This is a genomic window from Pseudomonas sp. REB1044 (assembly GCF_038813925.1).
Lineage (GTDB): Bacteria > Pseudomonadota > Gammaproteobacteria > Pseudomonadales > Pseudomonadaceae > Aquipseudomonas > Aquipseudomonas boreofloridensis.
Genome location: NZ_CP046139.1, coordinates 4,583,356 through 4,608,473 on the forward strand (window position 1 = coordinate 4,583,356; position 25,118 = coordinate 4,608,473).

At 66.4% G+C, this 25,118-nt stretch carries 20 protein-coding genes; 15 read left to right on the plus strand and 5 right to left on the minus strand.

What is annotated here, in order from left to right; all coding sequences use genetic code 11:
• Positions 1 to 82 precede the first annotated feature (82 nt).
• The 4 genes from speA to GKC70_RS20870 all read right to left on the minus strand — a co-directional run bounded on the left by speA (position 83) and on the right by GKC70_RS20870 (position 4,356).
• Positions 83 to 1,996 (minus strand): arginine decarboxylase, encoded by a 1,914-nt coding sequence (gene speA / locus GKC70_RS20855; RefSeq protein ID WP_029614350.1) that lies wholly within the window; start codon positions 1,994 to 1,996, stop codon positions 83 to 85.
• 154 nt (positions 1,997 to 2,150) lie between these two features.
• Positions 2,151 to 2,522, minus strand: coding sequence for a translation initiation factor Sui1 (locus GKC70_RS20860; protein ID WP_342649790.1), 372 nt, complete (start codon positions 2,520 to 2,522; stop codon positions 2,151 to 2,153).
• Positions 2,523 to 2,758: 236 nt separating this feature from the next.
• On the minus strand, positions 2,759 to 3,292 hold the full coding sequence (locus GKC70_RS20865) for an NUDIX hydrolase (RefSeq protein WP_342649791.1): 534 nt from the start codon (positions 3,290 to 3,292) through the stop codon (positions 2,759 to 2,761).
• Positions 3,289 to 4,356 (minus strand): DUF2333 family protein, encoded by a 1,068-nt coding sequence (locus tag GKC70_RS20870; RefSeq protein WP_039582974.1) that lies wholly within the window; start codon positions 4,354 to 4,356, stop codon positions 3,289 to 3,291. The genes GKC70_RS20865 and GKC70_RS20870 overlap by 4 nt, the downstream gene beginning before the upstream one ends.
• Positions 4,357 to 4,606: 250 nt before the next feature.
• Here GKC70_RS20870 and GKC70_RS20875 point away from each other — a divergent pair, with 250 nt between their 5' ends.
• The 6 genes from GKC70_RS20875 (at position 4,607) to accC (ending at position 12,792) form a co-directional block, all read left to right on the plus strand.
• Positions 4,607 to 6,223: a diguanylate cyclase gene (locus GKC70_RS20875; protein WP_342649792.1), complete on the plus strand. Its 1,617-nt coding sequence runs from the start codon at positions 4,607 to 4,609 to the stop codon at positions 6,221 to 6,223.
• A gap of 159 nt (positions 6,224 to 6,382) precedes the next feature.
• The gene (locus GKC70_RS20880; protein ID WP_342649793.1) at positions 6,383 to 8,344 is read left to right on the plus strand and encodes a methyl-accepting chemotaxis protein; all 1,962 of its coding nucleotides are present in this window, start codon (positions 6,383 to 6,385) and stop codon (positions 8,342 to 8,344) included.
• A gap of 103 nt (positions 8,345 to 8,447) precedes the next feature.
• The gene (locus GKC70_RS20885; protein WP_342649794.1) at positions 8,448 to 10,211 is read left to right on the plus strand and encodes a protein-disulfide reductase DsbD; all 1,764 of its coding nucleotides are present in this window, start codon (positions 8,448 to 8,450) and stop codon (positions 10,209 to 10,211) included.
• Positions 10,212 to 10,388: 177 nt separating this feature from the next.
• Positions 10,389 to 10,844, plus strand: coding sequence for a type II 3-dehydroquinate dehydratase (aroQ, locus tag GKC70_RS20890; RefSeq protein WP_029614230.1), 456 nt, complete (start codon positions 10,389 to 10,391; stop codon positions 10,842 to 10,844).
• A gap of 107 nt (positions 10,845 to 10,951) precedes the next feature.
• Positions 10,952 to 11,419, plus strand: coding sequence for an acetyl-CoA carboxylase biotin carboxyl carrier protein (gene accB, locus GKC70_RS20895; protein WP_342649795.1), 468 nt, complete (start codon positions 10,952 to 10,954; stop codon positions 11,417 to 11,419).
• 17 nt (positions 11,420 to 11,436) lie between these two features.
• A complete protein-coding gene (accC, locus tag GKC70_RS20900; RefSeq protein WP_342649796.1) occupies positions 11,437 to 12,792 on the plus strand; it encodes an acetyl-CoA carboxylase biotin carboxylase subunit in 1,356 nt (451 codons plus the stop codon).
• Positions 12,793 to 13,069: 277 nt separating this feature from the next.
• On the opposite strand, the gene GKC70_RS20905 is transcribed toward accC, so the two are convergent.
• The gene (locus GKC70_RS20905; RefSeq protein ID WP_342649797.1) at positions 13,070 to 14,923 is read right to left on the minus strand and encodes a sigma-54-dependent Fis family transcriptional regulator; all 1,854 of its coding nucleotides are present in this window, start codon (positions 14,921 to 14,923) and stop codon (positions 13,070 to 13,072) included.
• A gap of 285 nt (positions 14,924 to 15,208) precedes the next feature.
• On the opposite strand from GKC70_RS20905, the gene GKC70_RS20910 reads away from it, so the two are divergent.
• From GKC70_RS20910 to purH, 9 genes are all read left to right on the plus strand, one after another.
• Complete coding sequence (locus tag GKC70_RS20910; protein ID WP_342649798.1) at positions 15,209 to 16,264, plus strand: NAD(+)/NADH kinase; 1,056 nt, start codon at positions 15,209 to 15,211, stop codon at positions 16,262 to 16,264.
• Between the two features lie 23 nt (positions 16,265 to 16,287).
• Positions 16,288 to 17,265 carry a thiamine pyrophosphate-dependent dehydrogenase E1 component subunit alpha gene (locus GKC70_RS20915; RefSeq protein WP_295481594.1) on the plus strand — a complete coding sequence of 326 codons (978 nt, stop codon included), beginning with the start codon at positions 16,288 to 16,290 and terminating at the stop codon, positions 17,263 to 17,265.
• Positions 17,266 to 17,296: 31 nt separating this feature from the next.
• Complete coding sequence (locus GKC70_RS20920; RefSeq protein ID WP_029614155.1) at positions 17,297 to 18,319, plus strand: alpha-ketoacid dehydrogenase subunit beta; 1,023 nt, start codon at positions 17,297 to 17,299, stop codon at positions 18,317 to 18,319.
• Positions 18,316 to 19,422 (plus strand): acetoin dehydrogenase dihydrolipoyllysine-residue acetyltransferase subunit, encoded by a 1,107-nt coding sequence (locus GKC70_RS20925; protein WP_342649799.1) that lies wholly within the window; start codon positions 18,316 to 18,318, stop codon positions 19,420 to 19,422. The genes GKC70_RS20920 and GKC70_RS20925 overlap by 4 nt, the downstream gene beginning before the upstream one ends.
• Before the next feature lie 146 nt (positions 19,423 to 19,568).
• Positions 19,569 to 20,447, plus strand: a complete 879-nt coding sequence (gene prmA, locus GKC70_RS20930; RefSeq protein ID WP_116887495.1) for a 50S ribosomal protein L11 methyltransferase — start codon at positions 19,569 to 19,571, stop codon at positions 20,445 to 20,447.
• Between the two features lie 41 nt (positions 20,448 to 20,488).
• Positions 20,489 to 21,811 carry a DUF3426 domain-containing protein gene (locus tag GKC70_RS20935; protein ID WP_342649800.1) on the plus strand — a complete coding sequence of 441 codons (1,323 nt, stop codon included), beginning with the start codon at positions 20,489 to 20,491 and terminating at the stop codon, positions 21,809 to 21,811.
• 206 nt (positions 21,812 to 22,017) lie between these two features.
• Positions 22,018 to 23,031, plus strand: coding sequence for a tRNA dihydrouridine synthase DusB (gene dusB, locus GKC70_RS20940; RefSeq protein WP_039582958.1), 1,014 nt, complete (start codon positions 22,018 to 22,020; stop codon positions 23,029 to 23,031).
• A complete protein-coding gene (gene fis, locus GKC70_RS20945) occupies positions 23,028 to 23,348 on the plus strand; it encodes a DNA-binding transcriptional regulator Fis (protein WP_342649801.1) in 321 nt (106 codons plus the stop codon). Before dusB ends, fis begins: the two co-directional genes overlap by 4 nt.
• Positions 23,349 to 23,428: 80 nt before the next feature.
• Positions 23,429 to 25,036 carry a bifunctional phosphoribosylaminoimidazolecarboxamide formyltransferase/IMP cyclohydrolase gene (gene purH / locus GKC70_RS20950; RefSeq protein WP_342649802.1) on the plus strand — a complete coding sequence of 536 codons (1,608 nt, stop codon included), beginning with the start codon at positions 23,429 to 23,431 and terminating at the stop codon, positions 25,034 to 25,036.
• Positions 25,037 to 25,118: the final 82 nt, after the last annotated feature.

Here is a 25,118-nt window from a genome sequence, read left to right on the forward strand (position 1 = left end):
CGCGCACAACGGCTCCGAGACATAGATAGAACGGCTTCGGACCGGGAAGGGGCTGCACCGCAGCCCCACCTCACCTAGGCAATCAGGACGACAGATAAGACGAGCGAGTCAGCCCCAGACGCAAGGCGTCGAGGAACTGGGTGCGCTCACGTGCGCTGATCTTGGCGCTGGCCACCTTGTCGCGGTAATGGGTCATCAACTCCTCCGGCGACAGGTGCACGTAGCGCAGCATGTCTTCGATGGTGTCGTGGGTCTCGATACCGGCGTGGTACACGCTGCCGTCGGCGTTCTGGTAGATGTTCACCGAGTCGGTGTCGCCGAACAGGTTGTGCATGTCACCGAGGATCTCCTGGTAAGCGCCGACCAGGAACACGCCCAGCAGATAGTCTTCGCCTTCCTTGACCGCGTGCACCGGCATGCTGGTCTCGATGCTCTGCTCGTCGACGTACTGGTTGATCTTGCCGTCGGAGTCGCAGGTCAGGTCCTGCAGCACTGCACGGCGCATCGGCTCTTCGTCCAGGCGGTGCAGCGGGATGATCGGCAGGACCTGGCCGATGGCCCAGGTGTCGGGCAGGCTCTGGAACACCGAGAAGTTGCAGATGTACTTGTCGGCCAGCTTGTCGTTGAGTTCGTCCAGCACCTGGCGGTGCGAACGCTGGCGCGCCTTGAGCGAGTTGTGCAGGCGCCGGCACACGGCGAAGTAGCACTGCTCGGCCAGGGCTTTCTCGGCCAGGGTGAGCTTGCCGTCGGCGTACTGCGCCGCCACGTCGCCCATGTAGTGCGTGGCACGCCAGTAGGTCTCGGTGACCATCTCGATGTCGGTCGGACCGAGCAGGTCCACCAGCCACTGCACGGTCTCGGGCAGCGCAGCCTTGTTCTCGATGGTCGGCACTTCGTCGTTGTGGCTCTCCACGTCGGTGACCTGGATCACCAGCATGGCGTGGTGCGCAGTCAGCGAGCGGCCGCTCTCGGAGAAGATGTGCGGATGCGGCAGGCCCTGCGCGTCGCAGAACTCCTTGAGCATGCCCACCACCACGCCGGCATAGTCGTCCATGTCGTAGTTGATCGAGCTGGCGTTGCGCGAGTGGGTGCCGTCATAGTCGACGCCCAGGCCGCCGCCCACGTCGATGTGATCGACCGGCAAGCCCAACCCCCGCAGTTCGCCGTAGTAACGAATCGCTTCCTTGAAGCCGTGCTGGTAGTCGGCCAGGTTGGCGATCTGCGAGCCCATGTGGAAGTGCAGCAGGCGAATGCCCTGATCCAGCCCCGCCTCGCGGAAGCGCGCCACCACCGACAGCAACTGCGCAGCCGACAGCCCGAACTTGGACTTCTCCCCGCCGGTGTCGGCCCACTTGCTCGACGCCAGCGACGACAGGCGCACACGCAGCCCCACCTGCGGCTTGACCTTGAGCTCGGCGGCTTCCTCGATCACCAGGGCGACCTCGGACTCCTTCTCGATGACGATGAACACGTTGTGGCCCAGCTTCTGGCCCATCAGCGCCAGTCGGATGAACTCGCGGTCCTTGTAGCCGTTGCAGACGATGGTGCCGCCCTTGGGCGCCAGCGCCAGCACCGCCAGCAGCTCAGGCTTGGAGCCGGCTTCGAGGCCGATGGAGACGTTCTGGGTGGCGATGATGTTCTCCACCACCGCTTCCTGCTGGTTGACCTTGATCGGGTACAGCGCGGTGTACTGGCTCTGGTATTCCAGGCGCGCGATGTTGGCGTCGAAGGCACCGGTCAATTGGCGCACGCGGTCCTGCAGGATGTCCGGGAAACGCACCAGCAGCGGCAGCGACAGGCCGCTCTGACGCAGCTCCTCGACCTGTTCGAAGAGGTCGATCGGCGAGCTGTCCGGGCCGTTGGGGCGCACTTCGACGCGCCCGGCATCATTGATGGCGAAATAGCCAGCACCCCAGTGGCGGATCCCGTAAACACTGCGGCTGTCGGCCACGGTCCATTGGCTGCCATCGTCTTTGCGTGTGCGTCGTACGGACATTCAAGTCCCCTGTCGATAAGTTCTGGACACTGCCCCGCCTGGGAGGCGCGCGCAGTATGAAAGCTGATGATGACGATTCGTCCGTCTGCGGCGGTAGACCCTGACCACAGGAACGAGTTTAGAAAGCCACGGGCGAAAAATCCTCGGCGCGGGGTCAGCCGCCGGACTTCTTCGACTTGAAACCCTGCTTGAGCAATTCGCCGAGCAGCAGTTCGACATGATCGCCCTGGATCTCGATGACGCCGTCTTTCAGGGCGCCACCAGTGCCGCAGCGACGCTTGAGGGTGCTGGCCAGTTCCTTGAGCTGATCGAGCGGTAGCGGCACGCCGCTGATGGTGGTGACGGTCTTGCCGCCACGCCCTTTGCTTTCGCGGCGCACGCGGGCGATGCCATCGCCTTCGGGCACGGCCTGCTGCTTGCAGACACAGGCATCCACCGGCTGACTGCAGTCGGGGCAATGCCGACCGGCGTCGGTGGAAAACACGAGACCGCCGAGGGCGGAAAAGGAAGAAGCTTTCTTGGCCACTTTTGTTCCTCTTGCTGAGGACAAAAACTGGTCGGCTCGCAGCATCGCTGGACCGACCGCGAAGCCCCACTCTGGCAGGGGCGGCGCTACTGTCGCAGATGCGGCGACAGCCCGAAAAGGGCGCGCAGTGTAACGGTAAATCGATGGCTTGCTAAGTAGCGGATTGCGGCATTTTCCACGCGTTATGCGACGCGCTGTTCAGGGGCGGACGCCCCGCGCTGCCGATACCAGCGCTGTCACGAACTGGCCTTGAACCGCTGCAACGCCACCAGCGAATCCGGGCAGTAATCCTTCACTCGGCTTTCGGCCTCGGCCTGGGCCACGCTGATGAAGCGCGCCTCCATCACCTCTTCAGGCTGCAAGCGCAACGGCGCATCGGACACGGCCGAGTACACCGCGCACCACAGCCGGTTGCCCGGCTGGTCGAAGTAGAACTTCTTATGGAAGCGCAACGGCACATCCGCGATGCCCAATTCCTCACCAAGCTCTCGCGCTGCCGAGGCGTCGTAGCTTTCGCCCGCCCCCACCATGCCGCCGGCCGCCACATCCCAGAAGCCGGGATACAGCGCTTTGCTCAAGGTGCGCCGGTGCACGCACAGCTCGCCTCGGCTATTGAACAGCAGGATGAAGGTGCAGCGACCGATCAGCCCGCGCTCGCGCAACTCGGCCCGCGGCAGAGCGCCCAAGCAGCGGTCCTGGGCATCGACCCAGGCCACCGACTCGGCGTCCGAAGCCGCACGGTGTGCGGCTTCGTCAGGGCTCAGGGTCATCCTTGCGAGAGCAACTGGCGCAGGTCGATCACGGCGGCGTTGGCCCGGGAAATGTAGTTGGCCATCACCAGCGAGTGGTTGGCCCACATGCCGAAGCCGCTGCCGTTGAGCACCATCGGGCTCCACAGCGGTTCCTGCGACGCTTCCAGCTCGCGGATGATCTGCCGCACGCTGACCGTCGCGTTCTTCTTCGCCAGTACGTCGGCGAAGTCCACTTCGATGGCGCGCAGCAGGTGCGACAGCGCCCAGGCCTGGCCACGGGCTTCGTAGAACACGTTGTCGATCTGCAGCCATGGCGTCTCGACGATTTCCTCGTCGACCTGCGGCGCTTGGCCGGCCTGCACGGTTTCGGTCTTCAGGTTGCTGTTGAGCTTGACCCGGCCGACGCTGGCCGACAGACGCTGGGACAGCGAACCCAGGCGCGTGGCCACGTCGCCCAGCCAGTTGTTGAGGTTGTCGGCACGGGTGTAGAAGATCGCGCCCTTGTCGCCAGCGGCCAGGCGCGCCTGGTAGCGGCTGAGCGACTTGATGCCTTCCTCGAACTCCGATTCGCTGGACGGCAGGATCCAGCTCTTGTAGTCGAAGTTGAAGCGCGGTTCGGCCTTGGCCAGGTCGGCGTCTTCGGTGGATTGCGATTGCGAACGGGCGAAGTCCTTGCGCAGCGCGCGCGACAGGTCACGTACCTGGACCAGCACGCCGTATTCCCAACTCGGCATGTTGTCCATCCACAGGCCTGGCGGGAAGCGGTCGTTGGCGATGTAGCCACCGGGCTTGTCGAGCAGCGTGGCCGCGACGGTCTTCAGGGTTTCGGTGGTGGTGTAGCCGATCACCATCTGCTGGCCGTTGCGCTGGGCAGCGGCCTGGGCATTCTGCTGCACCGGGAACAGGGCCGGTTCCTGGCTCCAGTACCAGCCAAGACCGATGCACACCACCAGGTACACACCGATCAGGATAAGCAGGGCGCGGCTCCAGAGGCCGCCGAAGTAGCTACGGGTGGCGGCGCCACGGCCGTCGGCGCGCTCGCGCCGCTCGGCCTTGGCCTCGCGGTTTTTCCAGTCCAGCATGGCGTTGTCCTTAATCAAACATGAGGGTTCAGGGGCTTGGACCACAGGCCCGTGCCAGGGTGCCACGGCGAGCCTGCACCTGGGCACTATAAAGCAGACGCCGCCATGCGCATAAGCGACCCACGAGTCGCAAACTGAATGGACGGGCGTGAACGCTTTGTTGATCCGCGGCACTCACGGGTAGGATCAGAGCTGCTAGCATAGAGCCATCATTGAACCTGCATACCTCTTTCGAACAAGCAGACAGGACATGACCGGACACGCCGAGCCCAGCCACGAGCGCTTGCGTCAACACTTCGCCCAGCGGGTCATCCACCAGGCTCGACAGATGCTGGAGACCTGGCAACGCCTGCAGCGCGGCGAATGGTCGAGTGCCGGACTGGGCGAACTGAGCGATGCCAACCTGCGCCTGCAGCGCTACGCCGAGCGCTTCGAGCAGGCCGAACACATCGGCCTGGCGCAGGCCATCGGTCAGACCCTGGAGGCCATCGAAGCCAACAGCGCGCGCCTCAACTCGCAACTGATCGGTGAGCTCAACCGCCTGATGCAGCGCCTCTCGCGCACAGGCCTGCGCCAGGGCGACCAGCTCGACAGCGTGCACTTGCCGGCCGTGCGCAAGCCCGTGCATATCCTGCTGCAGGACGCCGAGCGCGCCGAGCGCCTGGCCCAGCAACTGGCGTTCTTCGGCCTGAGCGCACAAGCCCTGGACAGCGGCGAGGCCTTGCGCGCGGCGCTGAGCGAGCACCTGCCGGCGGCGATCGTCATGGACGTGGATTTCGCCGGACCCGGCGCCGGCCTGCGCCTGGCGGCCGACGCCCAACTCGGTCTGCAAACGCCCATCCCACTGTTGTTCTTCAGCCTGCACGAAGCCGACACCCCCACGCGCCTGGCAGCGGTGCGGGCTGGCGGCCAGGAGTTCCTCACCGGCACCCTGGAAGCGTCGAGCCTGCTGGAGAAAGTCGAACTGCTCACCAGCGCCACCCAGTACGAGCCGTTCCGCGTGCTGGTCATCGACGACTCGCGGGCCCAGGTGCTGAACACCGAGCGCCTGCTCAACGGCGCCGGCATCATCACCCGCACCCTCACCGAGCCGATGCGCGCCATGGCCGAACTGGCGGACTTTCAGCCCGACCTGATCATCCTGGATATGTACATGCCCGACTGTACCGGCGTGGAACTGGCCAAGGTGATCCGCCACAACGACCGCTACGTCAGCGTGCCGATCATCTACCTGTCGGCCGAAGACGACCTGGACAAGCAGCTCGAGGCCATGAGCGAGGGCGGCGACGACTTTCTCACCAAACCGATCCGCGCCCGCCACCTGATCACCACCGTGCGCAACCGCGCCGCCCGCGCCCGCCACCTCAAGGCGCGCATGGTCCGTGACAGCCTGACCGGGCTGTACAACCACACCCACATCCTGCAACTGCTCGAAGACTGCAGCTTCCGCGCCCGCCGCGAGCAACGGCCACTGAGCTTCGCCATGCTCGACATCGACCACTTCAAGAAGATCAACGATCGCCATGGCCATCCCATGGGCGACCGCGTGATCAAGAGCCTGGCGTTGTTTCTCAAGCAGCGCCTGCGCAAGACCGATTTCATCGGCCGCTACGGCGGCGAGGAATTCGCCATCGTGATGCCTGACACCGGGCTGGATGCCGCGCACAAGGTGCTCGACCAGATCCGCCAGCGCTTCGCCGAAATCCACTACCCCGCCCAGCCTCACGACCTGCAATGCACCTTCAGTGCCGGTGTGGTGCAGCTCGACGAGGCGCTCGATGCCCAGAGCATGGCCAGTGCTGCGGACGAGGCGCTGTACCGGGCCAAGCATGCCGGGCGCAATTGCGTGATGCGGGTCGAGCCGTAAGCGCCCACGGCGTTTCCTGCACGGCCATCGGCCACGACGCCAGCCATACCAGCAATGTGCCACTTTTTTAGGGCGCCAAGCCTCCGCCGTCATCACGGCGTCACAAAATCGCAATAACTTCAGCCACCTACCTCACCATTGCCCAGGAAGTTAGCGGCTATGCGCCTGAAGTGGCTGACCAATTTCAACACCCTTTTGCTGGTGGCCGTGTGCTTTGCCCTGGGCGCGACCCTGTGGTGGTCGCAGCGCGCACTGGAGCGCCCCTACCAACTGATGGAGCGCTACCTGAGCCTGTCTCAGCAGTTCCAGAACCAGGCCGCCGACAACATCCAGGCCTACCTGGCCAGTGGCGACGCCCTGCGCCATGCCGCCGCCACGGAGGCCACCCGCCACCTGCACGAGGCGCTGGCCCAGTGGCCGGAGGATCTGGCCGCGCAACTGCGGCCCAGCCTCGACGGCCTGCAGGCGTTCACCGCCAACGAACTGTTGGCCGCCGGCAAACTGGCCGGCGACCCGCAAGCCCTGCTGCTGCAAGCCGAGCGCGAGCTGGGGGCCAACTTCGAACAACTGGCCGGCTACGCCCGTGACAGCGGCAGCGCCGAGGCGCCGCGCTACCTGACGCCCCTGCTGGACGCCTCGCTGCACCTGGGCCGCCTGGCGCTGGCCCGCGACAAACTGGTCAGCAGCGGTCGCGCCGAGCTGGCCGACGAGGTGGAACGCGAGCTGCAGCAGATCCGCGCCCAGGCCCAGCTCATCGACGCCCTGCCGCTGCTGGGGGTGACCCGCGCCGCCGAGTCCGGCGCCGACGACTTCGCCGCGATGATGGGCCTGCAAAGCCAGGCCAACGAACGCCAGGAAGATGTCGCCGTCGGCCTCAAGCGCGAACTGCAAAGCCTGCTCGGCCGTTACCCCGCCGAGCTGCAGCGCACCCGCGAACAGATCGAGCGCCGCGCCGCGCTGGCCGCCAGTACCCGCGAACGTATCGATGCCGTGCAGCAGGCCATCGCCGCACTGGAGCCGCAGGTGCGTGGCCAGCACGCGAAGATCGCCGCCGAAGTGCGGCTCACCCAGGGCGTGATGATCGGCCTGATCCTGCTGATCGCACTGCTCATCGACACCCTGCAACGGCGCCTCACCCGCACCCTCACCAGCCTGGCACCGGCCCTGTCGCGCTGGGCCGAAGGCGACTTCGGCCAACCCGTGGAGCTGGGCCGTACCAACCTCGAACTGCACGAGATCCAGGCCTCGCTGAACCGCCTGCGCCAGTACTTGGTGACGCTGGTGGGCACCTTGCGCGACAACGCCGAACAGGTCGCCGGCAGCAGCCATGCCCTGGCCGGCATGAGCACGGCGCTGCACGACGGTGCCGAACGCCAGGCCGGCGACACCGCGCAGATCCGCGACGCCCTGGGCGAACTGGAAGCGACCATCCAGCAGGTGGCCGGCGACGCCAGCGCGGCCGCCGACGCCAGCCGTGACGCCGGTCGCGCCGTGGAGCACGGCCAGGCGGTGATCGGCGACAGCCTGTCGGGGCTGCGTGCGCTGGTCGACGAGGTGCAGGGCAATGCTCAACTGATCGAGCAACTGGCGGCCGAGTCGGCGACCATCGGCGGCGTGCTGACGGTGATCCGCGCCATCGCCGAGCAGACCAACCTGCTGGCGCTCAATGCCGCCATCGAGGCGGCCCGTGCCGGGGAGATGGGCCGCGGATTCGCCGTGGTGGCCGACGAGGTGCGCTCGCTGGCCCAGCGCACCACCGGCGCCACCGGCGAAATCCAGGTGCTGATCGACCGCCTGCAACAGGCCGCGCGCGAATCGGTCAGCGGCATGCGCACCCAGCTCGAACATGCCGAGGCCACCGCCAGCCAGGCGCAAATGGCCGACGGTGCGCTGGACGAGATCGTCAGCGCCATTCGCACCATCGCCGACACGGCGGTGCGCATCGCCGATGTGACCGCCCAGCAGAGCGGCGCGGTGAGCGAGATCCGTGACCACAGCGAGCGTATCCATGCCCTGGGCGAAGACAACCTGCAGCGTATCGGCGAAGGTCGCCAGCAGAGCGAGCAACTGCTGCAGCTCGGCGGCGAACTGAACCAGGCGGTCGGCGCGTTTCGCGTGTAAGCGCCCTGGGGTGCGGCGCTTCGCCGCCGCACCCAGCCCGATCGCCCCCAGCCGCTGCCAACTCCGCTATCATGCCGGCCACGTTCCACCTCGCGAGTCCGCCATGCGCCGCTTGTTTTTTCTGCTGTTCCTGCTGCTGGCCGGCCCCAGCTTCGCCTCGGGCCTGCTCGACAACCGTCCCAGCGCCACCCTGGGCGCCGCCTCGCTGTCCAACAGCGCCGACTTCCTGCCGGTCCACGAAGCCTTCAAGCTGGAACTGCTCCAGGCCGATGCGCAGTCGATCAAATTGCGCTTCGTCGCCACCGAGGGCTACTACCTCTATCGTCACCGCTTCCAGGTGCGCAGCGAGCCAGGCGACATCGCCCTGGGCAGCCCACGCATTCCCCAGGGGGAAGCCAAGCACGACGAGTTCTTCGGCGACGTCGAGGTGTACCACGGCATCGTCGACATCGAGGTGCCGCGCACCGACCCACGCGCCTTCACCTTGCTGGTGGGTTATCAAGGCTGCGCCGACAAAGGCCTGTGCTATCCCCCGGAAACCGCGCGCCTGAGCATTCCGGGAGAGGGCGCGGCGAACGCCGCCAGTGCCACCGAACGGCTCGATTGGCAGGCGCTGCTGCTGTTCTTCCTCGCCGGCCTCGGCTTGACCTTCACCCCCTGCGTGCTGCCGATGCTGCCGATTCTGTCCGGCGTGGTGCTGCGCGGCCAGGTGGGCGGTTGGCGTGGCTTGAGCCTGTCGCTGGCCTACGTGCTGCCGATGGCCGCCAGCTTCGCCGGACTCGGCGCGTTGATGGGGCTGTTCGGCGCTAGCCTGAACCTGCAAGCACGCCTGCAATCGGCCTGGGTGCTGGTGCCCTTTGCGTTGTTTTTCGCGGTGTTCGCCCTGGCCATGTTCGGTCTGTTCGAACTCAAGTTGCCGCACGCCCTGAGCCAGCGCCTGGACCGGGTGGCACGCGGCACGCGCGGCGGATCACTGCTGGGCGCTGCGGTGCTCGGGGTGCTCTCCAGCCTGCTGGTCTCGCCTTGCGTATCGGCGCCATTGGCGGGCGCCCTGCTGTACATCAGCGCCAGCGGCGATGCCGTCGGCGGCGCCCTGAAACTGTTCGCCCTGGGCTTGGGCATGGGCGCACCGCTGCTGCTGGTGGCGACCGGCGGCGCGGCCTGGCTGCCCAAGAGCGGGCCATGGCTGAACAGCGTGAAGAACATCATCGGCGTGCTGTTGCTGGGCGTGGCCATCGGCCTGCTCAGCCGCGTGCTGCCCGGGCCGCTGACGCTGCTGCTGGTCGGCCTGCTGGCCGCTGGCGTGGCACTGTTCCTCGGCGCGCTGGAGTTCGTGGTCAAGTCGCCGCGCCAGCGCCTGGCGCAGTTGCTCGGCCTGCTGTGCCTGGTCTACGCCCTGGCCTGCTGGTACGGCGCATTGGCCGGTCAAGGCGACCCACTGCGGCCGCTGCCGCCGCCCGCGTCTGCCGCCTCGGCGGCGCCTGCACAGGCCGATGCCTGGCAGACCCTCACCACCCCCGCCGCGCTGGACGCGGCCCTGGCCCAGGCCAAAGCGGCCGGCCAGCCGGTGCTGCTGGACTGGTACGCCGACTGGTGCATCAGTTGCAAAGTGATCGAGAAGGACGTGCTCGGCGCCGCCCAGGTCCAGCCGATGCTGTCCGGCTTCAAACGGCTGCGCTTCGATATCACCGCCAGCAGCGCCGAACAGCGCAGCCTGCTCGACCGTTACCGACTGTTCGGCCCACCGGCGATGCTGTTCTTTGCCGCGAACGGCGGCGAAATGACCACTGATCGGGTGATAGGCGAGGTGAATGCCGAGGAATTTGCGACGATTCTGACGCGCGTGCGCGGCAAGCTGGGGCTATAACGTCCCACTGCGGCGTTTTTATCCCACGAAAGTGACCAAACCCAGGCTTGCAGTCACATACTTTGCCCGAACCTCGGTCAACGTGCTGGCTATTGCGGGGAACTGGACACTGCCACCGACTTGCGGCATAGTCGCCGCGCTATGTCGAATTGCCCTACAAAACCAAGGAATACGCAGATGGCCACCCTACTGGTGCTGCACGGCCCTAACCTGAACCTGCTCGGCACCCGCGAGCCAGGCGTCTATGGCGCTGTCACCCTCGCCCAGATCAACCAGGACCTCGAGCAGCGCGCACGCGCCGCCGGCCACCATCTGCAGTACTTGCAGAGCAATGCCGAATACGAGCTGATCGACCGCATCCATGCGGCGCGCCAGGAAGGCGTGGATTTCATCCTGATCAATCCGGCAGCGTTCACCCACACCAGCGTCGCATTACGTGACGCATTGCTCGCAGTGAGCATCCCATTCATCGAAGTGCACCTCTCCAACGTGCACAAGCGTGAACCGTTCCGTCACCACTCCTACTTCTCCGACGTGGCTGTAGGTGTGATTTGCGGCCTGGGCGCCAGCGGCTACCGCCTGGCCCTGGAGTCGGCCCTGGAACATCTGGCTGCCAACGCACAGCCCCGATGACACGCGGTTCAGGTCGATGGACCTGGCCCTGAAAGCACTACGAAGAAACGTTTTCGACACGTTTTCACATTTTAAGTCCCCGACCGAATCCTGGGAGTTGCTGATTAATGGATATCCGTAAAGTCAAAAAGCTGATCGAACTGTTGGAAGAGTCCGGCATCGACGAACTGGAAATCAAGGAAGGCGAAGAGTCCGTTCGCATCAGCCGTAACAGCAAAACCCCTGCCGGCGCCCAATACTTCGCCGCGCCAGCGCCGATGGCCGCACCGGTTGCCGCCCCTGCCCCTGCCCCTGCCGCCGCCGCTGCACCGGCCGCCGAAGCCGCAGCGCCTGCCCTCAAAGGCACCGTGGTCCGCTCGCCGATGGTCGGCACCTTCTACCGCAAGCCTTCGCCGACCTCGCCGAACTTCGCTGAAGTGGGCCAGACCGTGAAAAAAGGCGACACCCTGTGCATCGTCGAAGCCATGAAGATGATGAACCACATCGAAGCCGAAATCGGCGGTGTCATCGACGCCATCCTGGTAGAAGACGGCCAGCCGGTTGAGTTCGACCAGCCGCTGTTCACCGTCGTTTGAATCGCGGAGAGCCAACGATGTCTGGGAAGCTCGAAAAAGTCCTGATCGCCAACCGTGGGGAAATTGCCCTGCGGATCCTGCGTGCCTGCAAAGAGCTGGGCATCAAAACCGTCGCGGTGCACTCCACCGCCGACCGTGAACTGATGCACCTGGGCCTGGCAGACGAGTCGGTCTGCATCGGCCCTGCATCGTCCAAGGATTCCTACCTGCATATTCCGGCGATCATCGCGGCGGCCGAAGTCACCGGCGCCACGGCGATCCACCCGGGCTACGGCTTCCTGGCTGAAAACGCTGATTTCGCCGAGCAGGTGGAAAAATCCGGGTTCGCCTTCATCGGCCCCAAAGCCGACACCATTCGCCTGATGGGCGACAAGGTGTCGGCCAAGGACGCCATGATCAAGACCGGCGTGCCTACCGTGCCGGGCTCCGACGGCCCGCTGCCGGAAGACGAAGAGACCGCACTGGCCATCGCCCGTGAAGTCGGCTATCCGGTGATCATCAAGGCCGCTGGCGGCGGCGGTGGTCGCGGCATGCGCGTGGTGCACAAGGAAGAGGACCTGATTGCCTCGGCCAAGCTCACCCGTACCGAAGCCGGTGCGGCCTTCGGCAACCCGATGGTGTACCTGGAGAAGTTCCTGACCAACCCACGCCACGTGGAAGTCCAGGTCCTGTCCGACGGCCAAGGCAACGCGATCCACCTGGGCGACCGTGACTGCTCGCTGCAGCGCCGTCACCAGAAGGTGCTGGAAGAAGCGCCAGCTCCCGGCATCGACGAGAACGCCCGCCAGGAAGTGTTCAAGCGCTGCGTGGACGCGTGCATCGAGATCGGCTACCGCGGTGCCGGTACTTTCGAGTTCCTGTACGAGAACGGCCGCTTCTACTTCATCGAGATGAACACCCGCGTCCAGGTCGAACACCCGGTCTCGGAAATGGTCACCGGTGTCGACATCGTCAAGGAGATGCTCAGCATCGCCGCAGGCAACAAGCTGTCGTTCCGCCAGGAAGATATCGTCGTCCACGGCCATTCGCTGGAATGCCGGATCAACGCCGAAGACCCGAAGAAGTTCATCCCGAGCCCAGGCACGGTGAAGCACTTCCACGCACCAGGCGGCAATGGCGTACGTGTCGATTCGCACCTGTACAGCGGCTATTCGGTCCCGCCGAACTACGACTCGCTGATCGGCAAGCTGATCACCTGGGGCAAGGACCGCGACGAGGCCATGGCCCGTATGCGCAATGCCCTGGACGAAATCGTCGTCGATGGCATCAAGACCAACATCCCGCTGCACCGCGACCTGGTGCGCGATGAAGGGTTCTGCAAAGGCGGCGTGAACATCCACTACCTCGAGCACAAACTGGCCAACCAGGAGTGATCGCGTTAGCGTGATGGACCCGAACCCCGGACGCGTTCCGTAATGCTGTTCACTTAATATCTGTATTGCTGGAATTAGGGCTGCTGCGCAGCCCATCGCGGCGCAAGGCCGCTCCCACAGGGTCCGTACAGCCCCATGTTTCAGGGTTTGCGCGGACTTTGTGGGAGCGGCCTTGTGCCGCGAAAGGGCCGCGAAGCGGACCCAGCATTCTTTAAGTGAACAGCATTACGGACGCGTTCCGGGGTTTTTCATGGGCGCTCGGTCGTCGGCGGGGCGCTCAGCCTTTCATGCGTGGCATCTCGATCCGATGCTCGTGCACCCGCCGATACAAAGTCGCCCGCGAAATACCCAGTGCACGCGCGGCGTCAGCCGGTTTCCAGCGATGGCGAATCAACGCGTCGAGCAACGCCTGTCGTGCCGGGCAGGACACCACGCCGTCGCCCGTCTCCGGCACCTCGCCGCGTACCTCGTGCGGTAGATCCCTGCATTGCACCTGCCCGCCTTCACTCACCGCGCACGCATAGCGCAGCACCTGGCGCAACTGGCGCAGGTTGCCAGGCCAGCGGTATTCCAGCAGCGCCTGCAACGCCGCATCGCTCAGCACCACGTCCACACCGCAGGCCGCGGCCTCTTCGGCGAGCAAGCGCTGGATCAGACCGAGCCTATCCTCGCGCGCGCGCAGCGGCGGCAGCGCGAAGCGGGCATTGGCCAGGCGGTAATACAGGTCTTCGCGAAACAGCCCCTGCGCCACCCGCGCGGCCAGATCGCGGTGCGTGGCGGCGATCACCTGAATGTCGACGCGCTCACGTCGCGCCGCGCCCAGCGGCGCCACCTCACCTTCGGCCAGCACCCGCAGCAGACGCGTCTGCAGGTTCAGCGGCATGTCGCCGATCTCGTCGAGGAACAGTGTGCCGCCGTGCGCCTGCTGCAACAGCCCCTGCATGCCCTTGCTCGACGCCCCGGTAAAAGCCCCGGCCACATAGCCGAACAGCTCGCTTTCGATGAGGCTTTCCGGAATGGCCGCACAGTTCAGCGTGATGAAGGGACCGGCGCTGCGCTGGCTCTGGTGGTGCACCTGGCGGGCGAACACCTCCTTGCCCGCCCCCGTCTCGCCCTCGACCAGCACCGCCAGGTTGCAGTCCTTGACCCGCGTCGCCAGGCGCAGATGCTGTGCGATACGCGAATCCTGCGCGCTGTGCAGCGGCGAGGCGGGGGTACGCTGGCGCGGCGCGCTGACCCGCCCATACAGGCCACCCAGCCCCGGCAGGCGCTGGGCCGAGGCGTTGCAGACCTGGCGCAACTGCGCCTGGTCGAACAGCTCGCCAATGTGCGCCGGCAGCCGCCCCAGCCGCTGCACCAGGCGCTGCCGGGCCAGGCTGTTGAGTGCTTGCAGGCGGCCCTCGGCATCCCAGGCCAACAGATAATCAGGCTGGCTCTCCACGTAGCCCGGCGTACCGTGCGCGCGCATCACCCAGTGCCTCTGGGTCTGGTGCATGAAGAAGGCGTTCTCGATCTCCCGCGCCGTGCGTTCGACCAGTTGGCGAATCAGGTGCTGGCTGCGCCGTTCATCGGGCGAGCGCAGCGCGGAAACGTCGATCACCCCCAGCAGGTCGCCCAGCGGGTCGAACACCGGCGCCGCCGTACAGGTCAGGCCGATGAACGCGGCGCGAAAGTGATCGCGCTTGTGCACTGTCACCGGCGCCTTGCTGGTCAGCACCGCCGCGACCCCACAGGTGCCCTCCTCGCCTTCGGACCAGCAGGCGCCCAGGTCCAGCCCGGCCTTGCGGCAGTCGCTGCGGATGTTCGTTTCGACCCGGTAATCGATGGTCTGCCCCTGGGCATCGGTGAGCAGCACGCAGTAGTCGGCGCCGCGCACCTGTTCATGCAGGCGCGCCACGGCATCGCCGGCGATGCGCAGGAACAGCTCGGCGCGTTCGCGGCATTCGTTGAGCAGGCGTTGTGAAAGGATGCGCGGGCCCTGCTGGGAGGCCGGGTCCAGACGGTACACCTCCATGGAGCGTCGCCAGGAGTCGAGGATCAGCGGCGGTACGGGCGCCTGGGGCAAGCGCTCGGCGTTTTTCACCACGCGACTGACGCAATCGACGTGGGCTCGGGAATGCGCGGCAAGCATGAGGCCTCCGGTTCCTGTGGTTCTTGTCGTTGTGCGGCCATTAAGCGCTCGCCGACAGGCATCGACAAGCCTCGTCTGATTATCGGCAGGCGTGAGACGCCGCGTCTCAGCAGCCCCCGCCGCGGGTGAGCCAAGCGACACGCCGCGTCTCAGCGAAGTCCCGGGCGCGCTCCGTCGAACTCTGCCCAGAGTGCTCTATTACGGCCCTCTCAGCACCAAACCCAAGAGCTGGCACTGCGCTTGCTCCTGCTCCGGGCAAGGCATAACAACAAGATGAGGTGCGCCATGACGCAGCCCGGCCCCACCCTCGGAATCATCGCCAACCCGGCCTCCGGTCGCGACCTGCGGCGCCTGACCAGCAGCGCCGGGCTGCACTCGAGCACCGACAAGGCCTCGGCCATCCAGCGCCTGCTCGCGGCCTTCGGCGCCACGGGCGTGGACAAGGTGCTGCTGCCCAGCGACATGACCGGGATCGCCGCTGCCGTACTCAAGGCCAGCCAAGGGCCGGGGGCGAGTCTGCAGCACTGGCCGGCCGTGGAAATCCTCGACCTGCCCCTGACCCAGACCGTCGCCGACACCCACCTGGCGGCCCGCCGCATGCGCGAGCGCGGCGTGGACCTGATCGCCGTGCTGGGCGGCGACGGTACCCACAAGGCGGTGGCGGCGCACGTGGGCGACATCCCGTTGCTGACCTTGTCCACCGGCACCAACAACGCCTTCCCACAACTGCGCGAAGCCACCAGCGCCGGACTCGCTGCCGGGCTGGTCGCTACGGGTCGGGTGCCCGCCAGCCTGGCGCTGCGGCGCAACAAGCGACTGCTGGTGAAAGTGCCCGAGCAGAGCCTGTGCGAATGGGCGCTGGTCGAAGTCGCGGTCTCGCCCCAGCGTTTCGTCGGCGCCCGCGCCCTCAGCCGGCGCGAGGATCTCGACGAAATCTTCGCCTGCTTCGCCGAGCCCCACGCCATCGGCCTGTCGGCCCTGTGCGGGCTGTGGCAGCCGGTGAGCCGCGAGGCGCCGCTGGGCAGTTGGGTGCGCCTGAGCCCCGGTGCCGAACAGGCGCTGATCGTGCCGCTGGCCCCCGGCCTGCTGCAAGGCTGCGGCATCAGCGCCAGCGGCACGCTGAGCCCGGATACTCCGCAGCGTCCGCACCTGCGTGCCGGCACCCTGGCGCTCGACGGCGAGCGCGAGATCGAATTCGCCGCCCACGACACCCCGACCATCACCCTAGACCTGCACGGACCGTTGACCGTCGAGGTCGAGGCCGTGCTCGCCCACGCCGCCCGTCATCGCCTGCTGGCCGTGGCCCACGGCCACCGACTGCACCCTGCAACCCCGTGTTGAGACAACCCCTGGAGAACAACAACATGTCCACTGAGCTCAGTTCAGCGCAATTGCTGCATGCCTATGAAGTGATGCGCACCATCCGCGCCTTCGAGGAACGCCTGCACGTGGAGTTCGCCACTGGCGAGATCCCCGGTTTCGTCCACCTGTATGCCGGCGAGGAAGCGTCGGCAGCCGGGGTCATGGCGCACCTGCGTGACAGCGACTGCATCGCGTCCACCCACCGCGGCCACGGCCATTGCATCGCCAAGGGCGTCGATGTGCACGGCATGATGGCCGAGATCTACGGCAAGCGCACCGGCGTGTGCGGCGGCAAGGGCGGCTCGATGCACATCGCCGACCTGGGCAAGGGCATGCTCGGCGCCAACGGCATCGTCGGGGCTGGCGCACCCTTGGTGGCCGGTGCGGCGCTGGCGGCCAAGCTCAAGGGCCGCGACGACGTGGCGGTGGCCTTCTTCGGCGACGGCGCCTCCAACGAAGGTGCAGTGTTCGAGGCGATGAACCTGGCCTCGATCATGAACCTGCCGTGCATCTTCGTCGCCGAGAACAACGGCTACGCCGAAGCCACTGCGTCCACCTGGTCGGTGGCCTGCGACCACATCGCCGACCGCGCCGCCGGGTTCGGCATGCCCGGAGTGACCATCGACGGCTTCGACTTCTTCGCCGTCTACGAAGCCGCCGCTGCCGCCATCGCGCGCGCCCGCGCCGGGCAAGGGCCGTCGCTGATCGAGGTCAAGCTCAGCCGCTACTACGGTCACTTCGAGGGCGACGCCCAGACCTACCGCGCCCCGGACGAGGTGAAGAACCTGCGCGAGCAGCGCGACTGCCTGCTGCAGTTCCGCGACAAGACCACCCGCGCCGGCCTGCTCGACGCCACCCAGCTCGACGCCATCGACGCCCGCGTCGCCGACCTGATCGAAGAGGCCGTGCTCCGCGCCAAGGCCGACCCCAAGCCACAACCGGCCGACCTGCTCACCGACGTCTACGTCGCCTATCCCTGAGCCGACCCGAAGAACGACAAGGAGAATCACCATGGCAAGAAAGATCAGCTACCAGCAGGCCATCAATGAGGCCCTGGCTCAGGAAATGCGCCGCGACAGCACGGTGTTCATCATTGGCGAGGACGTGGCCGGCGGCGCCGGTGCGCCCGGCGAGGACGACGCCTGGGGTGGCGTGCTCGGCGTGACCAAGGGCCTGTACCACCAGTTTCCCGGCCGCGTGCTGGATGCGCCGCTCTCGGAAATCGGCTACGTCGGCGCGGCGGTCGGCGCCGCGACCCAAGGGCTGCGCCCGGTCTGCGAACTGATGTTCGTCGACTTCGCCGGCTGCTGCCTGGACCAGATCCTCAACCAGGCCGCCAAGTTTCGCTACATGTTCGGCGGCAAGGCCGTGACCCCGCTGGTGATGCGCACCATGTACGGCGCTGGCCTGCGCGCCGCCGCCCAGCACTCGCAGATGCTCACCTCGCTGTGGACGCACATCCCCGGCCTGAAAGTGGTGTGCCCGGCCACGCCCTACGACGCCAAGGGCCTGCTGATCCAGGCGATCCGCGACAACGACCCGGTGATCTTCTGCGAGCACAAGCTGCTGTACGGCCTGCAGGGCGAGGTGCCGGAAGAGGTGTACACGGTGCCGTTCGGCGAGGCCAGCTACCTGCGCGACGGCGACGACGTGACCCTGGTGACCTACGGGCGCATGGTCCACGTCGCGCTGGAAGCGGCCGCCAACCTAGCCCGCCAGGGTATCGACTGCGAAGTGCTGGACCTGCGCACCACCAGCCCGCTGGATGAGGACAGCATTCTGGAGAGCGTGGAGAAGACCGGCCGACTGGTGGTGATCGATGAAGCCAACCCGCGCTGCTCGATGGCCACCGACATCAGCGCACTGGTGGCGCAGAAAGCCTTCTGCGCGCTCAAGGGCCCGATCGAGATGGTCACCGCGCCGCACACGCCGGTGCCGTTCTCCGACGCGCTGGAAGACCTTTACCTGCCGGACGCGGCGAAGATCGAAGCGGCCGTGCATAAAGTGATCGACGCTGCGAGGAATGCCGCATGAGCCAGATTCATACCCTGACCATGCCCAAGTGGGGCCTGTCGATGAGCGAAGGCCGGGTCGATACCTGGCTCAAGCAGGAAGGCGACAGGCTCACGGTCGGCGAAGAAGTGCTGGACGTCGAGACCGACAAGATCAACGGCAGCGTCGAGTCGCCGTTCACCGGCGTGCTGCGTCGCTGTGTCGCCCAGCCCGACGAAACCCTGCCGGTGGGGGCGCTGCTGGCTGTGGTGGTCGAGGGCGAAGCCGACGAGGCCGAGATCGACGCCGTGGTGCAGCGCTTCCAGGCCGAGTTCGTCGCCGCTGGCGGCAGCGAACAGACCCAGGGGCCGCTGCCGCAGAAGGCCGAGGTCGGTGGGCGCCTGCTGCGCTGGTTCGAGCTGGGCGAAGGCGACACGCCGCTGGTGCTGGTACACGGCTTTGCCGGCGACTTGAACAACTGGCTGTTCAACCACCCGGCCCTGGCCGCCGAACGTCGGGTGATCGCGCTCGACCTGCCCGGCCACGGCGAATCGGCCAAGGCCCTGCAGCGCGGAGACCTGGACGAACTGAGCGAGGCGGTGCTGGCCCTGCTCGATCACCTGGGCATTGCCCGCGCCCACCTGGCCGGTCACTCCATGGGCGGCGCGGTATGCCTGAATGCGGCGCGCCTGGCGCCGCAGCGAGTGGCCAGCCTGACCCTGGTCGCCAGCGCCGCACTGGGCGAGACCCTCAACGGCCAGTACCTGCACGACTTCATCGAGGCCGGCAGCCGCAATGCCCTGAAAGGACCGATGAGCCAGCTGTTCGCCGACGCCACGCAGGTGACTCGGCAAATGCTCGAGGACATGCTCAAGTTCAAGCGCCTGGAGGGCGTGGACGCCGCCTTGCGCCAACTGGCGGCGGCGCTGGCCGAGGGCGACCGGCAACGGCACGACCTGCGCAGCGTGACCGCCGAGCACCCGACGCTGCTGGTCTGGGGCGCCGAAGACGCGATCATCCCGGCGTCCCATGCCGACGGGCTGGGTGCCCAAGTGCAGGTGCTACCGGGTGTCGGGCACATGGTGCAGATGGAGGCTGCCGACGCGGTAAACGCTGCCGTACTGGCGTTCCTGCGCCACCCCTGAACGTGGCGCCCGCCTGGCCTGGGTCGCGCCTAACGCTGCGATCGAGGCCAGGCCTTCGGCTCTACAAACCCCGCGCACTCGCGTAAACTTGCACGCTTTCGCGCAGCCCCGTCGCTGCCCCTGCAGATTTACCAAAGGTGCCCGCCATGCCCTGGCTGCAAGTACGCCTGGCCATCAGCCCGGAACAAGCCGAAACCTACGAAGACGCGCTGCTGGAAGTCGGCGCCGTCTCGGTCACGTTCATGGACGCCGAAGATCAGCCGATCTTCGAGCCCGACCTCAACACCACGCCACTGTGGTCGCACACTCATCTGCTGGCGCTGTTCGAGGCCGACGCCGAGCCGGAGCAGGTGTTCGCCCACCTGCGCCTGCTGACCGGCGACGCGCTGCCGGAGCACCAGGCCGAGGTGATCGAGGACCAGGACTGGGAACGCAGCTGGATGGACAACTTCCAGCCCATGCGCTTCGGTCAGCGCCTGTGGATCGTGCCGAGCTGGCACCAGGCGCCGCAGCCCGAAGCGGTGAACCTGCTACTCGATCCGGGCCTGGCCTTCGGCACCGGCACCCACCCCACCACCGCCCTGTGCCTGGAATGGCTCGACGGTCAGGCGCTGGACGGCGTTCAGGTGCTGGACTTCGGCTGCGGCTCGGGCATCCTGGCCATCGCCGCGTTGCTGCTCGGCGCCCGCGAGGCGGTCGGCACCGACATCGACGTGCAGGCCCTGGAGGCCTCGCGTGACAACGCCGGACGCAACGGCATCGCCGAACAGCGCCTGGCGCTTTACCTGCCTGAGCAGTTGCCGGCCCTGCAAGCCGACGTGCTGGTCGCCAACATCCTCGCCGGGCCGCTGGTGTCGCTGGCGCCGCAGTTGTCCGGCCTGGTGCGCCCCGGTGGCTTGCTGGCGTTGTCGGGCATCCTCGCCGAACAGGGCGAAGAGGTGGCCAAGGCCTATGCTGACGATTTCGACCTGGACCCGATCGCCGAACGCGACGGCTGGGTGCGCATCAGTGGCCGTCGCCGCTAAACCTCTTGGACCCAACCCCTGCACAGCCCCCGGATCGCCGCATGACCGACAGTTTCGTCACTCAGTGCCCGCATTGCCAGACCCGCTTTCGCATCAACCATCAACAGTTGAGCGTGGCCCGTGGGGTGGTGCGGTGCGGGCAGTGCCTGCAGGTGTTCAACGCCGCTCGGCAGTTGCTCGAACAAAGCCAGATCAGCGCCGTGAAGCCGCTGACCGAGGCTGCGGCACAGCCGCCGCAGACAGCCCTGGCAGCCGCCCCGGTGGCCGCCGACCCCGTGGCGCCGCCGCCCACTCAGGGCGACTGGGCTGCCGACCTCGACGCCATGGACCTGGACCAGGCCCTCGCCCATCTGGAGCGCCGCGGTCCGGACGCGCAGCGTCAGCGCGCGCAGGGCGACGACTCGCTGCAGGCGCGACGCGACGATCCGCGTGCCGATGAGCTCGGCGAGCAGGCCTTCGGCACGGCCAACGACGAGCACCTCGAACCGCATCCCGAGCCCCCTCCGACGCCGATTCCGCTCGACACCCCGGCGCCGGACCTCGACGCCGAAGACAGCGCGCGCACCGAACCCTCGCTGGGCACGCGCCTGGACCTGGACGACGACGAACGCCCCACCGGGCTGCACGCCGAGCACGACGAACCCTTCGACGAGGCGCCGCCCCTGCGCGAGCCAGCGCTTGAGCGCAGCGGCCTGTCGGCATTGGACGACGAAGTTGCTGCCGTGCGGATCTCGGCCCGCGACCTCGAGCCCCCCGACGAAACCGGCGCCGACGAACGGCTGGAGCCGATGCTGTCGAGCACGCCGGGCCGGACCCGCAAGGCGCCGCTGGTGGAGGTGATCGACGATCCACTGCAACTGGGTTGGCACAAACCCGCGCCGAACTGGGGCAAGCGCCTGCTCTGGGGCGCGCTGGCGCTGATCGCCGCCGGCCTGCTGGTGTTCCAGTACGTCTACTACCATTTCGACGAAATGGCCCGCCACGACCGCTATCGCCCGCTGTTCCAGCAACTGTGCCCGACGCTCGGCTGCCAGGTGCCGACCCGTGTCGACATCAACCGCATCAAGAGCAGCAACCTGGTGGTGCGCAGCCACCCAGATTTCAAGGGCGCCTTGATCGTCGACGCGATCATCTACAACCGCGCCCCGTTCAGCCAGCCCTTCCCGCTGCTGGAACTGCGCTTCGCCGACCTCAACGGCCAGTTGATCGCCAGCCGTCGCTTCAAGCCCAGCGAGTACCTCTCGGGCGAGCTGGCCGGGCGCGGCGAAATGCCCAGCCAGACCCCCATCCACATCGCCCTCGACATCCTCGACCCCGGCCCCAAGGCGGTGAACTACAGCCTCAGCTTCCGCTCCCCGGATTGACGCAGCTGCAAGCGGCAAGCGGCAAGCGGCAAGCTGAAGCCGATCCGCGCTGGCTTGCAGCTTGCAGCTCATAGCTTGTCGCTTGGCGCCTGCGCCAAGCTGCTCACTTTTTATCCAGATCCATCTTTATCCGGTCACCGAGAGCGGGTATCATGCGATCCCTTTTTCGAACTCCAATTGATCCGGCCCCACAACAGGGAACACCTATGTCGGCGGTACGCATCGGCCCATACACACTGCACAACAACCTGATCCTCGCGCCCATGGCCGGGGTCACGGACCAGCCTTTTCGCACGCTCTGCAAACGCTTAGGGGCGGGCATGGTGGTGTCGGAGATGGTCAGCAGCGACATGAACCTGTGGAACAGCCGCAAGTCGCGTTTGCGCCGCATCCACGAAGGCGATCCCGAACCGCGCTCGGTGCAGATCGCCGGCGGCGATGCGCAGATGCTCGCGGCGGCGGCGCGGGCCAACGTCGAATCCGGGGCGCAGATCATCGACATCAACATGGGCTGCCCGGCGAAAAAAGTCTGCAACAAAGCGGCAGGCTCTGCTTTATTGAGAGATGAAGCGCTGGTCGCCGAGATCCTCGAGGCGGTGGTCGCGGCGGTCGATGTGCCGGTCACGCTGAAGATTCGCACCGGCTGGGACCGCTCGAACAAGAATGGCCTGACGGTGGCGAAGATCGCCGAACAGGCAGGTATCCAGGCGCTGGCCGTGCATGGCCGGACCCGCGCCGATCTGTACACCGGTGACGCCGAGTACGACACCATCGCCGCGATCAAGCAGGCGGTGTCGATTCCGGTGTTCGCCAACGGCGATATCACCTCTCCGGAGAAGGCCCGAGCGGTGCTGGCGGCCACGGGTGCCGACGGCCTGCTGATCGGCCGCGCCGCGCAAGGACGCCCGTGGATCTTCCGCGAGGTCGAGCATTACCTGCGCACCGGCGAGCAGCTTCCAGCCCCAGGGCTGGACGAAGTGGAACGCATTCTGCTGGAGCACTTGGCCGCATTGCACGCCTTCTACGGCGATGTGATGGGCGTTCGTATCGCCCGCAAGCATGTGGGCTGGTACCTGGCAACACGCAAGGGCGGCAGGGAGTTTCGCGCCCGGTTCAATGCCTTGGAAGATACCCAAGCGCAATGCGCCAACGTTCAGGCGTTCTTCGCCGAACGTCGACAGAGCCTTGAGACAGAGGACGGACAAGGGGTGGCCGCATGACGATGATGAGCGAGACATTAGTGAGTGGAACAACGCCTGTGAGCGACAACGCCAACCTCAAGCAGCACCTGAACACGCCGAGCGAAGAGGGGCAGACGCTCCGCGACAGCGTCGAGAAGGCACTGCACAACTACTTCGCCCACCTGGAAGGCGCCACCGTCACGGACGTGTACAACCTGGTGCTTTCGGAAGTCGAGGCACCCTTGCTCGAAAGCGTGATGAACCACGTCAAGGGCAACCAGACCAAGGCCAGCGAGATGCTCGGGCTCAACCGCGGCACCCTGCGCAAGAAGCTCAAGCAGTACGACCTGTTGTAAGCCAGAATCCCAATCAGAAAAGGCGGCTCCGTCGAAAGAGGCGCCTTTTTTGCTGACTCCACCGCGTTATGGAATCCGAAATGACCGACCAGACTACCCGCCTGCCGATCCGCCGCGCCCTGATCAGCGTCTCCGACAAGACCGGTATCCTCGAGTTCGCCCGCGAGCTGCAACAGCTCGGTGTCGAGATCCTGTCCACCGGCGGCACCTACAAGCTGCTCAAGGACAACGGCGTGAACGCGGTGGAAGTGGCTGACTACACCGGCTTCGCCGAAATGATGGACGGCCGGGTCAAGACCCTGCATCCGAAGATCCACGGCGGCATCCTCGGCCGTCGCGGCACCGACGACGCCATCATGGACGAACACGGCATCAAGCCGATCGACCTGGTCGCGGTGAACCTGTATCCGTTCCAGGCGACCATCGCCAAGCCGGGCTGCGATCTGCCGACCGCCATTGAGAACATCGACATTGGCGGCCCGACCATGGTCCGCTCGGCCGCGAAAAACCATAAAGACGTGGCCATCGTGGTCAACGCCAGCGACTACGCCCAAGTCCTGGAAAGCCTCAAGGCCGGCGGCCTGACCTACGCTCAGCGCTTCGACCTGATGCTCAAGGCCTTCGAACACACCGCCGCCTACGACGGCATGATCGCCAACTACATGGGCAGCATCGACCAGACCCAGGCGCAACTGTCCACCGAAGGCCGCAGCGAATTCCCGCGCACCTTCAATACTCAGTTCGTCAAGGCCCAGGAAATGCGCTACGGCGAAAACCCGCACCAGAGCGCGGCGTTCTATGTCGAGGCGAACAAGGGCGAGGCCAGCATCTCCACCGCCCTTCAGTTGCAAGGCAAGGAACTGTCGTTCAACAACGTGGCCGACACCGATGCCGCGCTCGAATGCGTGAAGAGCTTCGTCAAGCCGGCCTGCGTCATCGTCAAGCACGCCAACCCGTGCGGCGTGGCCGTGGTGCCGGAAGACCAAGGCGGCATCCGCCAGGCCTATGAACTGGCCTATGCCACCGACAGCGAGTCGGCGTTCGGCGGCATCATCGCCTTCAACCGCGAACTGGACGGCGAAACCGCCAAGGCCATCGTCGAGCGTCAGTTCGTCGAAGTGATCATCGCCCCGAGCATCTCCCAGGCCGCCCGCGAAGTGGTCGCAGCCAAGCAGAACGTGCGTCTGCTCGAGTGCGGCCAGTGGCCAGCCGAGCGCCCGATGGGCTGGGACTTCAAGCGCGTCAACGGTGGCCTGCTGGTGCAGAGCCGCGACATCGGCATGATCGGTGCCGAGGCGCTGAAGGTCGTGACCCAGCGCGCGCCAACCGAACAGGAACTGCATGACCTGGTGTTCGCCTGGAAAGTGGCCAAGTTCGTCAAGTCCAATGCCATCGTCTACGCCAAGAACCGTCAGACCATCGGCGTCGGCGCCGGGCAGATGAGCCGCGTCAACTCCGCGCGCATCGCTGCCATCAAAGCCGAGCATGCTGGCCTGCAGGTGCAAGGTGCAGTCATGGCCTCGGACGCGTTCTTCCCGTTCCGCGATGGCATCGACAACGCCGCCAAGGTCGGCATCAGCGCGGTGATCCAGCCGGGCGGCTCGATGCGCGATGCCGAAGTCATCGCCGCCGCCGACGAGGCCGGTATCGCGATGGTGTTTACCGGTATGCGTCACTTCCGCCACTAAACGGTAGCGGCAAGTTTCAAGCTACACGCTGCAAGCAAGAGCCCTGAGCGCTTGCCTGCAGCGGCAGCACCACACATCCCCT

Coding starts and splice junctions, on each gene's coding strand:
- purH (WP_342649802.1), top strand. CDS start 23,429: ATGACCGACCAGACTACCCGCCTGCCGATCCGCCGCGCCCTGATCAGC.
- GKC70_RS20885 (WP_342649794.1), top strand. CDS start 8,448: ATGCGCCGCTTGTTTTTTCTGCTGTTCCTGCTGCTGGCCGGCCCCAGC.
- fis (WP_342649801.1), top strand. CDS start 23,028: ATGACGATGATGAGCGAGACATTAGTGAGTGGAACAACGCCTGTGAGC.
- GKC70_RS20880 (WP_342649793.1), top strand. CDS start 6,383: ATGCGCCTGAAGTGGCTGACCAATTTCAACACCCTTTTGCTGGTGGCC.
- accC (WP_342649796.1), top strand. CDS start 11,437: ATGTCTGGGAAGCTCGAAAAAGTCCTGATCGCCAACCGTGGGGAAATT.
- speA (WP_029614350.1), bottom strand. CDS start 1,996: ATGTCCGTACGACGCACACGCAAAGACGATGGCAGCCAATGGACCGTG.
- prmA (WP_116887495.1), top strand. CDS start 19,569: ATGCCCTGGCTGCAAGTACGCCTGGCCATCAGCCCGGAACAAGCCGAA.
- GKC70_RS20935 (WP_342649800.1), top strand. CDS start 20,489: ATGACCGACAGTTTCGTCACTCAGTGCCCGCATTGCCAGACCCGCTTT.
- GKC70_RS20920 (WP_029614155.1), top strand. CDS start 17,297: ATGGCAAGAAAGATCAGCTACCAGCAGGCCATCAATGAGGCCCTGGCT.
- GKC70_RS20925 (WP_342649799.1), top strand. CDS start 18,316: ATGAGCCAGATTCATACCCTGACCATGCCCAAGTGGGGCCTGTCGATG.
- GKC70_RS20915 (WP_295481594.1), top strand. CDS start 16,288: ATGTCCACTGAGCTCAGTTCAGCGCAATTGCTGCATGCCTATGAAGTG.
- aroQ (WP_029614230.1), top strand. CDS start 10,389: ATGGCCACCCTACTGGTGCTGCACGGCCCTAACCTGAACCTGCTCGGC.
- GKC70_RS20905 (WP_342649797.1), bottom strand. CDS start 14,923: ATGCTTGCCGCGCATTCCCGAGCCCACGTCGATTGCGTCAGTCGCGTG.
- GKC70_RS20910 (WP_342649798.1), top strand. CDS start 15,209: ATGACGCAGCCCGGCCCCACCCTCGGAATCATCGCCAACCCGGCCTCC.
- GKC70_RS20865 (WP_342649791.1), bottom strand. CDS start 3,292: ATGACCCTGAGCCCTGACGAAGCCGCACACCGTGCGGCTTCGGACGCC.
- accB (WP_342649795.1), top strand. CDS start 10,952: ATGGATATCCGTAAAGTCAAAAAGCTGATCGAACTGTTGGAAGAGTCC.
- dusB (WP_039582958.1), top strand. CDS start 22,018: ATGTCGGCGGTACGCATCGGCCCATACACACTGCACAACAACCTGATC.
- GKC70_RS20875 (WP_342649792.1), top strand. CDS start 4,607: ATGACCGGACACGCCGAGCCCAGCCACGAGCGCTTGCGTCAACACTTC.
- GKC70_RS20870 (WP_039582974.1), bottom strand. CDS start 4,356: ATGCTGGACTGGAAAAACCGCGAGGCCAAGGCCGAGCGGCGCGAGCGC.